This is a genomic window from Pseudonocardia sp. C8 (assembly GCF_014267175.1).
Lineage (GTDB): Bacteria > Actinomycetota > Actinomycetes > Mycobacteriales > Pseudonocardiaceae > Pseudonocardia.
This window is the reverse complement of the sequence record NZ_JACMTR010000002.1, coordinates 4,423,848-4,437,101: the sequence shown is the minus strand read 5'-3', so window position 1 is coordinate 4,437,101 and position 13,254 is coordinate 4,423,848. Positions and strand designations below refer to the sequence as shown.

The window sequence follows — 13,254 nt, the reverse complement described above, 5'->3', positions numbered from 1 at the left end:
ACGTCCCCGTTAGGGTCCGCGGCGTGACCGAATTCGTGAGCCTGTCCGTGGACGACGGCGTCGGGACGATCCGGATCGACCGCCCGCCGATGAACGCCCTGAACCGGCAGATCCAGGGTGAGCTGCTGGAGGTGGCCGCCGAGGCGAGCGCCCGCGCCGACGTGCGCGCCGTCGTCGTCCACGGTGGAGAGAAGACCTTCGCCGCCGGGGCGGACGTCAAGGAGATGGCGGCGATGTCCTACGCGGACATGGCGCCGCAGGCCCGCAGCCTGTCCGCCGGGCTGGGGGCGATCTCGACGATCCCGAAGCCGACGGTGGCCGCGGTGACCGGCTACGCGCTCGGCGGCGGGCTGGAGATCGCGCTCGGTGCCGACCGCCGGATCGCGGGCGACAACGCCAAGCTCGGCTTCCCGGAGATCCTGCTGGGGATCTTCCCGGGTGGTGGCGGCACCCAGCGGGCCGCCCGGCTGATCGGTGCCCCGCGCACCAAGGACCTGATCTTCACCGGCCGGATGGTCGCCGCCGAGGAGGCGCTGGAGATCGGCCTGGTGGACGAGGTCGTCGGCGCCGACGAGGTCTACCCGCGGGCCGTGGCCTGGGCGGCGCAGTTCGCCCAGGGGCCCGCGCTGGCCTACGCCGCGGCGAAGAAGGCGATCGACAACGGCCTGGAGACCGACCTGCGCACCGGTCTGGACCTCGAGTCCGAGCTGTTCGCCGGGGTCTTCGCCTCCGACGACGCGAAGGCCGGCATGGCGTCGTTCGTCGAGAGCGGCCCCGGGAAGGCGACCTTCACCGGCCGCTGAGCGGAGCTTGCGGAGCGAACATCGATGCTGAGCGGAGCTTGCGGAGCGAACATCGATGCTGAGCGGAGCTTGCGGAGCGAACATCGATGCTGAGCGGAGCGGCCGGGAGCAGGTCGTGGCACGCCGGGCCGCTCTGCCAGACTCCTACTCATGAGTTCGGACCCGGCGCCCACCCCGCACGCCACCGCCGAGCAGGTCGAGGCGGCCTGGCACGACCCGAAACTCGCCAACGTGCTCTACCACGACTGGGAGGCGGGCACCTACGACGAGAAGTGGTCGATCAGCTACGACGAGCGCTGCATCGACTACGCCGTCGGCCGGTTCCGCGCCGCCGCCCCGTGGGACGGGCGTCCCTACCTGCGGGCACTGGAGCTGGGCAGCGGTACCGGGTTCTTCCTGCTCAACCTCATGCAGGCCGGGGTGGCCGAGCGCGGCGTCGTCACCGACCTCTCCCCGGGCATGGTGGCTGCCGCGACGCGCAACGCGGAGGGCCTCGGCCTCGACGTCGAGGGCCGGGTCGTCGACGGCGAGCACATCCCGTTCCCGGACGACAGCTTCGACCTCGTCGTCGGGCACGCCGTGCTGCACCACATCCCGGACGTGGCGGCCGCGCTGCGCGAGGTGCACCGGGTGCTGGAGCCGGGTGGCCGGTTCGTCTTCGCCGGCGAGCCGACGACCGTCGGCGACGCCTACGCGCGCACGCTGGGGCAGTGGACCTGGAAGGCCACCACGACGCTGACGAAGCTGCCGCCGCTGCAGGGCTGGCGGCGCCCCCAGCACGAGCTCGACGAGTCGTCCCGCGCGGCCGCGCTGGAGTCGGTCGTGGACATCCACACGTTCGACCCGGCCGACCTGGAGCGCACCGCCCGCGCCGCCGGGTTCGAGTCCGTGCGGGCCAGCACCGAGGAGTTCTCGGCGGCGATGCTCGGCTGGCCGGTGCGGACGTTCGAGGCCGCCGTCCCGGCCGGCAAGCTCGGCTGGAACTGGGCGATGTTCGCCTACCACGGCTGGCAGCGGCTGTCCTGGCTGGACGCGCACGTCCTGTCCCGGGTCGTGCCGCGCAGCTGGTTCTACAACGCGTTGATCACCGGCACCGCGCCGCGATGACCGGATTGCCGGAACGGGCCCGCTCGCGGGTGCGGGGCGCGACACTCGTCGACGTGGAGCACCCGCTGGAGCCGTTCTGGCGCGGGGTCATCGCCTACCGGCTGCTGACGCTGCTCACCGTCGCCGGCGTGACGGTGTACCACCTCGGCAGCGGCTACGAGCGTCCCGCGGCCGCCGTCGGCGTGCTGCTGGTGATGGCGGCCTGGACGGCGGTGACGTCCTGGGGCTACCTGGGCGGGCTGCCGGGCGCCCCGGACCGGCGGGGGCGGCTCGCCCTGGCCGATCTCGCGGTCTGTGTCGCGATCATGGCCACGACCCCGTGGGTCGTGCGGGTGGACCACCTCGACGCGGGCGGGCCCGGCATGGGGTCGATCTGGACGTCCGGGGCGGTGCTGGCCTGCGCGGTCGCGTACCGCGTCCGCGGCGGGACGGCCGCCGCGCTGGTGATCTCCGCTGCCCTGGTGCTGTCCAAGGAGCGCTTCGGCGTCCTCGAGCTGGGCGACATCCAGCTGCTCGTGCTGGCCGGGCTGACCGTCGGGTTCGCCTCGCACGTGCTGGAACGCACCGCGTCCCGGCTGCGCCGCCTCGCCGCCGAGCAGGCCGCCGCCGCGGAGCGGGAGCGGCTCACCCGGTCCATCCACGACGGCGTCCTGCAGGTCCTCGCGCACGTCCGGCGGCGCGGCGCCGAGATCGGCGGGGCCGCCACCGAGCTGGGTGTGCTGGCCGGGGAGCAGGAGACCGCGGTGCGGGCCCTGCTCAGCGGCTCCGGGACGACCGACGCGCACGGCCGGCGCGACCTCGCCGCCGCGCTGCGGATCCTCGCCTCGGAGCGGGTGACCGTGGCGGCGCCGGGACGCCCGGTCGAGTTCCCCGCGGCCGTCGTCGACGAGGTGGAGGGTGCCGTGCGGGCGGCGCTGGCCAACGTCGCCCTGCACGCCGGGCCGGCCGCCCGCGCGTGGGTGCTGGTGGAGGAGCTGCCCGGTGCGGTCGAGGTCAGCGTGCGCGACGACGGGCCGGGGATCCCCGAGGGCCGCCTCGCCGAGGCCGAGGCGGAGGGGCGGCTGGGCGTGTCCCGCTCGATCCGCGGCCGGGTCGAGGAGATCGGCGGCACGCTGACGCTGGACACGGGTCCGGACGTCGGTACTGAATGGGTCATCCGGCTGCACAGGGGGGACACGTGAGCGAGGAGACACCGGTCAGGGTGATGGTCGTCGACGACCACCCGATCTGGCGCGAGGGGGTGGCCCGGGACCTGACCGAGCGGGGGCTCGACGTCGTCGCCACCGCCCCGGACGGCCCGGCCTCGGTGCGGATCGCCACCGCGGTCCGGCCGGACGTCGTGCTCATGGATCTCAACCTGGGCCGGACGTCCGGTGTGGAGGCGATCGCGGAGATCGCGCAGAAGAGCCCGGACACCCGGGTGCTGGTGCTGTCGGCGTCCGGCGAGCACGCGGACGTCCTGGAGGCGCTGAAGGCGGGCGCGCTCGGCTACCTGGTGAAGTCCGCCGGGGTCGACGAGCTGATCGACGCGATCCGGCGCACGGCCCGCGGCGTGGCGGTGTTCACCCCCGGCCTCGCCGGGCTGGTGCTGGGCGAGTACCGGCGCCTCGCCGAGGGCCCCGCGCCGGCCGACGGCGCGCCCGCGGTCCCCGCGCTGACCGAGCGGGAGACCGAGGTGCTGCGGCTCGTCGCGAAGGGCCTGACGGCCAAGCAGATCGCCGCGAAGCTCGTGGTGTCGCACCGCACCGTGGAGAGCCACGTGCAGAACACCCTGCGCAAGCTGCAGCTGCACAACCGCAGCCAGCTCGTCCGGTACGCGATCGAGCAGGGGCTCGCCGACTGACTCGCCGACTGAACCGCTCCGCGCCGGCCACCCGGGTCACGATCGGATCACGACACCGGGCAGACTCGGCCCCGCCCCGCCCGACGCCGCCCCTGGAGCCCCCGTGACCGACCCGACCGCGCTGATCGGGTACCTGCTGGACAGCCCGTGGCTGCTGCCGTTCCTCACGCTCGCCGTGCTGTGTGACGGCCCGATGCCGTTCCTGCCCAGCGAACCGGTGCTGTTCAGCGCGGCCGCGTCCGCACTCGCCGACGGCGACCGCTGGCGGATCGCCGCCCTGTTCGGTGCCGCCGTGGCCGGGTCGCTGCTCGGCGACGGCCTGCTGTACGGCGCCGGGCGCTCGTCGCACACGATCGTGCGCGGCCGCGCGCGGGACGACGGCGTGGGCGCGTGGGTGCGGCGGCACCTGCACCGGCGTCCGATCCTCGCCCTGGTCGCGACCCGGCTGGTGCCGGGCGGGCGGCTCGCGAGCGTGACGGCGGCCGGCCGGGTCCGCCTCCCGCTGCGCGCGTTCCTGCCCGCGACGCTGGCCAGCTCGGTGCTGTGGAGCGGGTGGATGACCGGGATCGGGGTGGCCGTGGGGCCGTTCACCGGGGGTGACCCGGTGCGGTCGGTGCTCGCCGGGATCGGGCTCGCGGTGGTCGTCGGGGCCGTCGCGGCCGTGACCCGGCGCCTCCTGCGTGCCCGCCGCCGCGTCACCCCGGCCGCCTGACGGTCCGGCGGCCCCGGGCCGCGTACCGCACGTTCGGCCGTGCCCGTCGCGCCGTGCGGCATGGCAGGCTGGCCGGTCCGGGCGAATCGGACGGGAAGCGGGAGACCGGCACGTGCACCACGACCACACCGACCGGGCCCGCGCCGTCGTCGTGGTGGGGGACGCGGACGTGCCCGCGGGGCCGCGGGTCGCCGGTCGCGTCCCGCTCGGCCCGCCCGAGGCGGTCGCCGCCGCCGTCGCCCGGCAGGCGCCGGCCCTGGTGCTGGTCGATCTGGCCGCGCCCTGCGAGGTGGCCCTGCCGGTGATCGAGGCGCTGGTCGCCCGGCTTCCCGGGACACCGGTGCTCGCGGTCGCCGCGCCGGACGCCGACCACACCCTGGTGCTCGACGCCGTCCGGGCCGGTGCCACCGGGGTGGCGACGACCGCGGACCCGGCCGAGCTGGCGGAGCTCGCCCGGGCCGCGGCCGCGGGGCGGCCCGCGTTCTCGCCGGGCCTGGCCGCCGTCGTCCTGGAGTCGGTGGCCGCACCCGCCCACGCCGTGCCGGAGCTCAGCCCGCGCGAGGCCGAGGTGCTGCGGCTCGTCGTGGAGGGCCTGACCGCGCGGCAGATCGCGGCCCGCCTGGTGCTCTCGCCACGCACCGTGGAGAACCACGTGCAGCGGCTGCTGCGCAAGTTCGACGTGCCCGGGCGGGGTGCGCTGGTCCGCTACGCCATCGAGAAGGGGCTCGCGTAGGTCAGCCGCCCCAGGACGGCGTCGAGGACGGCCGGGACGTCCGGTGCGGACAGGACGTCGACCGGCGGGCCCTCCGGGACCTGCTGCGGGACGGTCGCGCCGCGAGCCGGGCCGAACCCGGTGTCGACGGCGAGCGGGGCCGGGGCCGCGGCCAGCGACCCGGGGGCGACGCACTCCAGCAGCGCGACCGCGTCGTGCAGGGCGACCATGTCACGGCCGTACCGGTCGCGGTAGTGGTCCCGGTACGGCGCGATCATCGCCGCGAGCTCGGCGCACACCGGGTCCGCTCCGGCCAGCGCGGCCACCCAGTCGGGCCCGGCCGCGCAGGTCAGCGTGGTCTCGAGCGGCACCAGCGCGACCGGCACCCGGTCCTGGGTGAGGACGCGGTGCGCGGCCTCCGGGTCGGCGTGCACGTTGAACTCCGCGGCACCGGTGACGTTCCCGCCGCCGATCGCCCCGCCCATCACCACGACCCGCTCGATCCGGTCCGCCAGGCCCGGATGGGTCGCGAGCAGCAGCGCGGTGTCGGTGAGCGGGCCGATCGAGGCGATCGTGACCGGCTCGGTCGCCTCCTCCAGGACCCGGGCCATCAGCGCGATCCCGGACCCGGGCCGCGGCGCGACCGGACCCGGCAGGTGCGCGGCACGCCCGCCGAGCCCGTCGGCGCCGTGCACGTGCCCGGCGCGGCGCTCCAGCCGGTGCACCAGCGGCCGGTCCGCACCGACGCCGAGCGGGACGTCGTCGCGGCCGGCGAGGGCGAGCAGCCGGCCGGCGTTGTCGAGGGTGCGCGGCAGCCCCACGTTGCCGTACGCAGCGACGACCGCCCGGACGTCCACCTCCGGGCTGCGCAGGGCCAGGACGAGCGCGACGGCGTCGTCCACACCCGGGTCGGTGTCGATGATCAGCGGGCGCGGGCTCACGGGCGGCAGCCTAACGACCGGCCCAGTGTCCCGTGGCTCACTCGGTGCGGGTGGGCTCGTCCTCGTTCTCGGCGTCCAGCTCGCGGGCGGCGGCCTCGGTGGCGCCGGCGTCGTCGGTGCCCGCGGCGGGGCGGGGCCGGCCCGCGTGGTCCTGCTCGTCGCGGACGGTGCCGGTGCCCCCGGCCGTCAGCTCGCCGGTGCCGACGTCGGATCCGTCGTCGGGCTCGCGGTGCTCGCTCACGTGCTGTGCTCCCTCGGGTCGGTGGTGCCCGCCGGGAGGTACCCGCGGAACACCCGGTGCACACGCCGAGTGCCTCGTCAGGCAACGTTGGTGCGGAAATCGGTGGATCCAGGGGTTCGCCGGCAAGGCGCCGGCCGGGCCCAGTACCGGAGGTACTCGGCCTGGTCGGCAACGCCGTCGGCGGGCGCCTGGGCCGCCGAGTTCCGTGCCGAACGCTGCCTGACGGGGCACTAGGGTCTCCTCCCGTGCGACCGCAGCCCGATCCGGAGCAGGCCCGGCTGTTCACCCTGACCTCGCTGCGCTGGATCCTGCGCCACCGGGCGTTCACGCCGTGGTACCTGCTGCGGTACTGGCGGCTGCTGGTGCTGCGCATCCGGCAGCCGCACGTCGTGCTGCGCGGCATGGTCTTCCTCGGCAAGGGGGTCACGATCGAGGCCCGGCCCGGGTTCGGCCGGCTGGAGATCGGGCGCTGGGTGCACATCGGCGACGGCACCGCGCTGCGCTGCCACGAGGGCTCGATGCGGATCGGCGACAAGGTCGTCTTCGGCCGGAACAACACCGTGAACTGCTACCTCGACGTCGAGCTGGGCGCGGCGACCCTGGTCGCGGACTGGGTGTACGTCACCGACTTCGACCACCGCACCTCCGACGTGCACCGGCCGATCAAGGACCAGGGCATCGTGAAAGCGCCGGTGCGGATCGGGGAGGGCTGCTGGCTGGGGGTGAAGACGACGGTGCTGCGCGGCACCCGGATCGGCTCAGGCTCGGTGCTGGGCGCGCACGCCGTCGCCCGCGGCGACCTCCCGGCCGACTCGATCGCCGTCGGCACCCCGGCCCGGGTGGTGCGGGACCGGCGCGCCGACTACGAGGCCGCCGCCGCGCAGCGCGCCGCCGTCGCCGACATGGCCCGCAAGGCCGACCGGGCCCTGCGCACCCGCCTCGACCGGGCCTGACCCGCCCCGGGGAGCGCGCGGCTCAGGGCTCCCGGCCGAACAGGTTGCCGGTCGGGATCTTCGGGCGGGGCAGGTCCCGGGCACCGCCTGCGACGGCCCCGGCGTAGATCTGCGCGGTGCGGGCCGCGATCGCCGGCCAGGCGAAGTCGGTGCGCAGGCGGGCGCGCGCAGCCCGGGCCCGGCGCCGCGCGGCCCGCGGGTCGGCCAGCGCCCGGTCGACGGCCTCGACGATCCCGGGCACGTCCCCGGGCGCGAAACCGAGCCCGGTCTCGCCGTCGCGCACGAGCTCGCCGAGCCCGCCCGCGGTGGACGCGACCAGCGTCGCGCCGACGGCCGCGGCCTCGAGGGCCACGATCCCGAACGGCTCGTACCGGCTGGGCAGCACGACGGCGTCGGCGCCGCGGAGCAGCCCGGTCAGCTCGGCGTCGGGCAGGTGCCCGAGGAAGTCCACCGCGGTCTTCACCCGGTGCTCGGCCGCCCGGGCCGCCAGCATCTCCTGCTGGGTGCCGGTCCCGGCGACGAGCAGCCGCGTCCCGCGGTGCCGGCGCCGGATCCGGGGCAGCGCCGCGATCAGGTCCTGGACGCCCTTCTCGTACTCCAGGCGTCCGAAGTAGACGAGCCGTGGCCCGCGGCCGGGTACCGGTGGCGCCGCCCGGGAGCGGGTCCGCCAGCGCCCGGGGTCGATGCCGTTGTGCACCACGTGGACGGCGCCGGCGTCGAGGTCGTACAGCGTCGCCGCCTCGGCGCGCATCGCCGCCGAGCAGGTGATCACCTCGTCCGCGCGGTGGGCCAGCCACCACTCGGTGGAGTGCACCTGGCGGTTCATCGGGCCCGGCAGCCAGCCCGAGTGCCGGCCGGCCTCGGTGGCGTGCAGGGTCGCGACCAGCGGGACACCCGCGACGTCGGCCAGCGCGATCGCCGGGTGCGCGACCAGCCAGTCGTGGGCGTGCACGACGTCCGGGCGCCAGCGCGGCAGGAGCTCGGTGAGCGCGTGCCGCAGCAGGCCGTGCCCCATCCCGAGGGTCCAGGCCACGAGATCGTGCGAGAAGTCCAGGTGCGGCGGGTCCTCGGCGACGCGCAGCACCCGCACACCGTCGACGGTCTCGGCGACGGTCGGGTGGGTGCCCGCGTCCGTGCCGGTGGGCGCCCGGGACAGGACGACGACGTCGTGCCCGGCCACGGCGAGCTCGCGGGCCAGCGCGTGCACGTGCCGGCCCAGCCCGCCGACGACGACCGGCGGGAACTCCCAGCTGAGCATCAGCACCCGCATCGTGGAGATACTGGCAAACGCCGTACCGCCGGTTACCCCGGGGTAGCGATGTGGGCGAGGTCACGGGCGTCGACGTGCCCGAACGCGGGTGCCGGGGTGTCGGCCCACTGCGCGACCCGGCGGTGCGCCGCCCGCCGGCGGCCGGCCCGCAGCAGCCCGGACAGCTCGGCGACCCGGCCGGCGTGCAGCGCCGCACGGGCTCGGGCGTAGCCGGCCGCGGAGTCCTTGGTGACCATGAACGCCCAGTCGCTGGACAGCGCGTGCAACGCCTGGTCGGCGAGCAGGTCCGCCAGCGGGTCCCGGCCCGGTCCCGTCCGGTCGGCGTCCACGGCGGACAGCAGGTCGTGCTGCACCGCGTCGTTGCCCGCCACGACGTCGGCGACCTGCGGGCCCGCCCAGACCCGCCAGTCCTTGCCCGAGCCCCAGGAGCACTCCGGCAGCGCCACCGGGTTGCCGACCAGGCCGTCGTCGATCGCGCCGCCCAGCGTCCGCACCGCCACCCCGGCCGCGGGCAGCAGGCGCAGCACCGCCGCCAGCCAGTCCGGGCCCTCGTGCCACCAGTGGCCGAACAGCTCCGTGTCGAACGCGGCGACGGTCAGCGCGGGCCGCCCGGTGGACTCCCGCAGCGCCCGCAGCCGGGCGACGACGGTGGCGACGAAGTCCTGCGCGTCCCGCTCCACGGCCCGGGCGGCGAGCGCGGGGGAGTAGGGCTTCTTGCGTTCCGGCGGCACCCGCCGCCCGGTGACCCGGGCCGGTTTGAGCCCCGACGGGTGGTCCCAGGTGTGGAAGTCGCGGTACTCGGCCGATCCGGGATAGCCCTTGCGCGGCGACCAGACCCGGTAGGTGACGTCGAGGTCGCGGCCCACGCACAGCACGTCCGAGTCCCCGACCGGCCGGGCGAGCGCGGTGTCGCCGCGCAGTGCGGGACCGTCGACGAGGAACCGGCGCACGCCGGCGCCGGCGTAGTCGTGCTCCATGCCCGGCGCGAAGCCGCACTCGGGGGCCCAGATCCCGGCCGGCCGCGCGCCGAGCCGCAGCGCGTGGTCGGCCAGCCCCGCCCGCAGCGAGAACCGCCGGACCCGCGGCGCCAGGAGCGGCTGGAACGGGTGCGCGGCCGGCCCGCCGAGCAGCTCGACCGCACCGGTGTCGCGCAGCGCGCGCAGGGCCGGGGAGCCGCCGTGCCGCCAGTGCGCCTCGAACTCCTCGGTCGCGGCCGTCGACACCCGGTGCTCGTGCGCGGCGAGGTCGGGCAGCCGGGCCGCCGCCGAGTGCGCCCGCAGCGTCCAGCCGCCCAGCCAGTCGTGCACCCCGCGCAGGCAGTACGGGTCGTCGAGCTGGGCGGCCAGCACCGGGGTGACCCCGAGCGTCGCCAGCTGGCCGTGCCCCTCGGCGGCGAGCCGGCGCAGCGTCGCCACCACCGGCAGGTAGGACTGCGCCCACGACTGGTAGAGCCACTCCTCGCCGACCGGCCAGCGCCCGTGCCGGGCCAGCAGCGGCAGGTGCGAGTGCAGGACCAGGCAGAACGTCCCGACTGGCGGCGTCATCGTGGGCGTACCGCCGTGACCAGCAGGTCGAGCGAGCGGTCGAGGTCGCGGTCGTGCAGCGCGAAGTCCGAGCTCCTCACGGCCGCGACGTCCGCGGCCAGCTCCGCGGGCCACGGCGTGCCGGACAGCGCCAGCCGGGTCTGCGCCTCGATCAGCCCGCCGTGCCGGGCGTCCATCGCGCGCAGCCGGGGGCCGTGGTGCAGCCCGCGGACCGCCACCGGGGAGAACCCGGCGTCGTGCACCAGCCCGGCCAGCTCCCGCGGGTCCAGCTCGCGGGTGTGGAACGGGTTGAGCGGGGTGTCCCGGCCCGGCGAGAACGTGATCCGGTTCGGCGTCGAGACGATCAGCGTCCCGCCCGGGCGCAGCACCCGCCGGCACTCGCCGAGGAACCGCTCCTGCTCCCACAGGTGCTCGATGACCTGCAGCGAGACGACGACGTCGACGGCGGCGTCCGGGACCGGCAGCGCCACCAGGTTGGCCCGGGCCACGGCCACCCGCGGGTAGCGGCGGCGGACGTGCGCGACGGTCGTCTCGTCGTAGTCGAGCGCCAGCACCCGCCGCGCGGTCCCGGCGAGCAGGGCGGCGCCGTAGCCCTCGCCGCAGCCGGCCTCGAGCACCGCCGCACCCGAGCAGTCGGCGGCGATCGCGGCGTAGACGACCTCGTGGCGCCGGAACCAGTAGTTCTCGTGCGCGACGCCGGGGACGGTCCGCTCCCCGGTCAGGGGCAGGCTGCTGGTCACGGTCGAGACTCCATCACGCGCCACCGGGACGCCGGCCACCCGGCCCGGGTCACAGCCAGGCCGGGTCCAGGTCCACGGTGGTCCGGTCGAGGGCGGCGAGCAGGTCGAGCTGCGGTCCGGTCCGGGGCAGCTCGTAGCGGAAGAAGTAGCGGGCGGCGGCCCGCTTGCCGTGGCCCAGGTCGTCGTCCCGGCCGCCGGCGGCGAGCAGCTGCTCCAGCCAGATCCAGGCGACGACGACGTGCCCGGTCGCCTCCAGGTGGATCGAGGCGTTGGCGAGCCGGGCGGTCACGTCGGGCTCGGCGTGCAGCGCGCGGGTGACCTCGACCAGCCGGGCGCGGGCGGCGTCGAGCTCGTCGGCGTACCCGGCCGGGTCGCCGCCGTGCGCGCGGGCCCGGGCGATCGTCCCGGCGAGCAGGGCGTCGAGGGCGTCCAGCCCGGCGCCGCCGCGCACCGCGGTCCGGCGGCCCAGCAGGTCGACGGCCTGGATGCCGTGCGTGCCCTCGTGGATCGGGTTGAGCCGGTTGTCCCGCCAGTGCTGCTCGACGTCGTACTCGCGGGTGTAGCCGTAGCCGCCGAGCACCTGGATCGCCAGGTCGTTGCCGTGCAGGCACCACTGCGACGGCCAGCTCTTCGCGATCGGGGTGAGGACGTCGAGCAGCAGCCCGGCCCGGTCCCGCTCCGCCGGGTCCTCCGCGGTCTCCTGCTCGTCGAGCAGCCGCCCGCAGAACAGCACCAGCGCCAGCGCGCCCTCGGCGTAGGACTTCTGGGCCAGCAGCATCCGCCGGACGTCCGGGTGCTCGACGATCGGCACCTGCGGTGCGTGCGGGTCCTTGCCGGCGAGGGGCCGGCCCTGCGGCCGGGTCCGGGCGTAGTCGAGCGATGCGAGGTAGCCGGTGTAGCCGAGCGCGGCCGCGCCGGCCCCGACGCCGATCCGGGCCTCGTTCATCATGTGGAACATCTGCGCGAGCCCGGTGTGCGGCTCGCCGACCAGGTACCCCACCGCGCCCGGCTCGCCGCCCGGGGTGTGCGTGCCCTCCCCGAAGTTCAGGACGGTGTTGGTGGTGCCCCGGTAGCCCATCTTGTGGTTGAGCCCGGCGAGGACGACGTCGTTGCGCTCCCCGGAGCCGAGGAACTTCGGCACCACGAACAGCGAGATCCCCTTCACCCCCGCCGGCCCGCCGGGGATCTTGGCCAGCACCAGGTGGACGATGTTCTCGCCCAGCTCGTGGTCCCCGCCGGAGATCCACATCTTGGTCCCGAACAGCCGGTGGGTGCCGTCGTCGCGGGGCTCGGCACGCGTCGTGATGTCGGCCAGCGACGAGCCGGCCTGGGTCTCGGAGAGGCACATCGTGCCGTGGAAGCGGCCGGCCAGCATGGGCCGCACGAACCGCTCCACCTGCTCGTCGGAGCCGTGGGCCAGCAGCAGGTTGGCGCCCGCCGTGGTGAGCATCGCGTAGGCGAAGGTGCTGATGTTGGCCGCCGCGAACCACGCGGTGCAGGCCGAGTGGACGACGTGCGGCAGCTGCAGCCCGCCCGCGGACTCGTCCGCGGTCGCCGCCAGCAGCCCGGTCGAGGCCAGCGCCTCGAGGGCCGGGCGGACCTCCGGGTGCAGCTCCACGCGGCCGTCGACGAAGCGGGGCTCCTCGGTGTCGTTGCGCTTGTTGTGCGGGCGGAACCGCTCGGCGGCGATCTCGGCGCAGACGTCGAGGACGGCGTCGAAGGTCTCCCGGGAGTGCTCGGCGAAGCGCGTCCGGGCGGTCAGCGAGCCGACGTCGAGCCAGTCGTGCAGCAGGAAGTCCAGGTCGGCGCGGGACAGCAGCAGCGAGGACGCGGCCATCAGCCGGGCTCGCCCGTGACGGTCACCACGCCGCCGACGTCGTTGCGCAGCCAGGCCAGGAGGGTGGCGTCGTCCAGCGTCAGCGGCACCTCCGGTCCACCCCAGGCGAGCTGGGTGGTCGGCCGGTGGGCCAGCGCGTCCTCGAGGAGTGCGGCGAGGCCCTCGGTGGCCCGGATCGTCACCCCGTCGTGGTGCACGACCCGGCTGCCGGGCACGTCCTCGTCCGCGTGCGTGCCCGTGCTCAGCACGTAGCCGGTCCCCGAGCGATCGTCGAACCCCGTCACCTGCACGTCGGTTCCTTCCTGCCGGTGCGCGAGGTCCCGACGGTAGCGAAGGTGCGCCGTCCGGCCGGGTGTGACGTCGCACGTCCCGCGGTGACCGGCGGCGCGCGTGAGTACGGTCACCGGGTGCGGGCATTTCGCCCGCAGGCTACTCACTGGTAACAATGAACGTCACAGTGGCACGGCGTGCCATTAGGGCACGACGCTGGCAGAGTCATCGGCTACACGACGGGCGCGACGCCGCGGCCCACCTCCGCTCGCAACGAGCGC

The 13,254-nt window shown here is 75.8% G+C and carries 14 protein-coding genes; 7 read left to right on the top strand and 7 right to left on the bottom strand.

From position 1 onward, the window contains the following. The first annotated feature begins 23 nt into the window (after nt 1-23). The 6 genes from H7X46_RS21120 to H7X46_RS30855 all read left to right on the top strand — a co-directional run bounded on the left by H7X46_RS21120 (nt 24) and on the right by H7X46_RS30855 (nt 5,198). Nucleotides 24-803 (top strand): enoyl-CoA hydratase/isomerase family protein, encoded by a 780-nt coding sequence (locus H7X46_RS21120; protein ID WP_186361054.1) that lies wholly within the window; start codon nt 24-26, stop codon nt 801-803. Nucleotides 804-953: 150 nt separating this feature from the next. After that, the gene (locus H7X46_RS21115) at nt 954-1,910 is read left to right on the top strand and encodes a class I SAM-dependent methyltransferase (protein ID WP_186361053.1); all 957 of its coding nucleotides are present in this window, start codon (nt 954-956) and stop codon (nt 1,908-1,910) included. Continuing rightward, nucleotides 1,907-3,091, top strand: a complete 1,185-nt coding sequence (gene macS, locus H7X46_RS21110; RefSeq protein WP_186361052.1) for a MacS family sensor histidine kinase — start codon at nt 1,907-1,909, stop codon at nt 3,089-3,091. Before H7X46_RS21115 ends, macS begins: the two co-directional genes overlap by 4 nt. Before the next feature lie 23 nt (nt 3,092-3,114). Continuing rightward, nucleotides 3,115-3,753 carry a response regulator transcription factor gene (locus H7X46_RS21105; RefSeq protein WP_255426761.1) on the top strand — a complete coding sequence of 213 codons (639 nt, stop codon included), beginning with the start codon at nt 3,115-3,117 and terminating at the stop codon, nt 3,751-3,753. 103 nt (nt 3,754-3,856) lie between these two features. Then, entirely contained in the window at nt 3,857-4,465 is a 609-nt protein-coding gene (locus H7X46_RS21100) for a VTT domain-containing protein (protein WP_186361050.1), read from the top strand. 112 nt (nt 4,466-4,577) lie between these two features. Beyond that, nucleotides 4,578-5,198 (top strand): response regulator transcription factor, encoded by a 621-nt coding sequence (locus H7X46_RS30855; protein WP_186361049.1) that lies wholly within the window; start codon nt 4,578-4,580, stop codon nt 5,196-5,198. On the opposite strand, the gene H7X46_RS21090 is transcribed toward H7X46_RS30855, so the two are convergent. Next, entirely contained in the window at nt 5,171-6,118 is a 948-nt protein-coding gene (locus H7X46_RS21090; protein WP_186361048.1) for a nucleoside hydrolase, read from the bottom strand. The genes H7X46_RS30855 and H7X46_RS21090 overlap by 28 nt on opposite strands. A 37-nt stretch (nt 6,119-6,155) precedes the next feature. Next, complete coding sequence (locus H7X46_RS21085; RefSeq protein WP_186361047.1) at nt 6,156-6,359, bottom strand: hypothetical protein; 204 nt, start codon at nt 6,357-6,359, stop codon at nt 6,156-6,158. 245 nt (nt 6,360-6,604) lie between these two features. On the opposite strand from H7X46_RS21085, the gene H7X46_RS21080 reads away from it, so the two are divergent. Then, nucleotides 6,605-7,312: an acyltransferase gene (locus H7X46_RS21080; RefSeq protein ID WP_186361046.1), complete on the top strand. Its 708-nt coding sequence runs from the start codon at nt 6,605-6,607 to the stop codon at nt 7,310-7,312. 22 nt (nt 7,313-7,334) lie between these two features. On the opposite strand, the gene H7X46_RS21075 is transcribed toward H7X46_RS21080, so the two are convergent. Genes H7X46_RS21075 through H7X46_RS21055 form a run of 5 tightly spaced genes read right to left on the bottom strand, consistent with a single transcriptional unit; the run spans nt 7,335 to nt 12,993 of the window. Next, entirely contained in the window at nt 7,335-8,582 is a 1,248-nt protein-coding gene (locus tag H7X46_RS21075) for a glycosyltransferase family 4 protein (protein ID WP_186361045.1), read from the bottom strand. A 32-nt stretch (nt 8,583-8,614) separates the two neighbouring features. Further along, nucleotides 8,615-10,126 carry a 1,4-alpha-glucan branching protein domain-containing protein gene (locus H7X46_RS21070; protein WP_186361044.1) on the bottom strand — a complete coding sequence of 504 codons (1,512 nt, stop codon included), beginning with the start codon at nt 10,124-10,126 and terminating at the stop codon, nt 8,615-8,617. Continuing rightward, nucleotides 10,123-10,866, bottom strand: a complete 744-nt coding sequence (locus H7X46_RS21065) for a methyltransferase domain-containing protein (RefSeq protein ID WP_370588886.1) — start codon at nt 10,864-10,866, stop codon at nt 10,123-10,125. The genes H7X46_RS21070 and H7X46_RS21065 overlap by 4 nt, the downstream gene beginning before the upstream one ends. 49 nt (nt 10,867-10,915) lie before the next feature. Further along, nucleotides 10,916-12,703, bottom strand: coding sequence for an acyl-CoA dehydrogenase (locus H7X46_RS21060; protein ID WP_186361042.1), 1,788 nt, complete (start codon nt 12,701-12,703; stop codon nt 10,916-10,918). After that, complete coding sequence (locus H7X46_RS21055) at nt 12,703-12,993, bottom strand: hypothetical protein (RefSeq protein WP_186361041.1); 291 nt, start codon at nt 12,991-12,993, stop codon at nt 12,703-12,705. The genes H7X46_RS21060 and H7X46_RS21055 overlap by 1 nt, the downstream gene beginning before the upstream one ends. Nucleotides 12,994-13,254 lie beyond the last annotated feature (261 nt).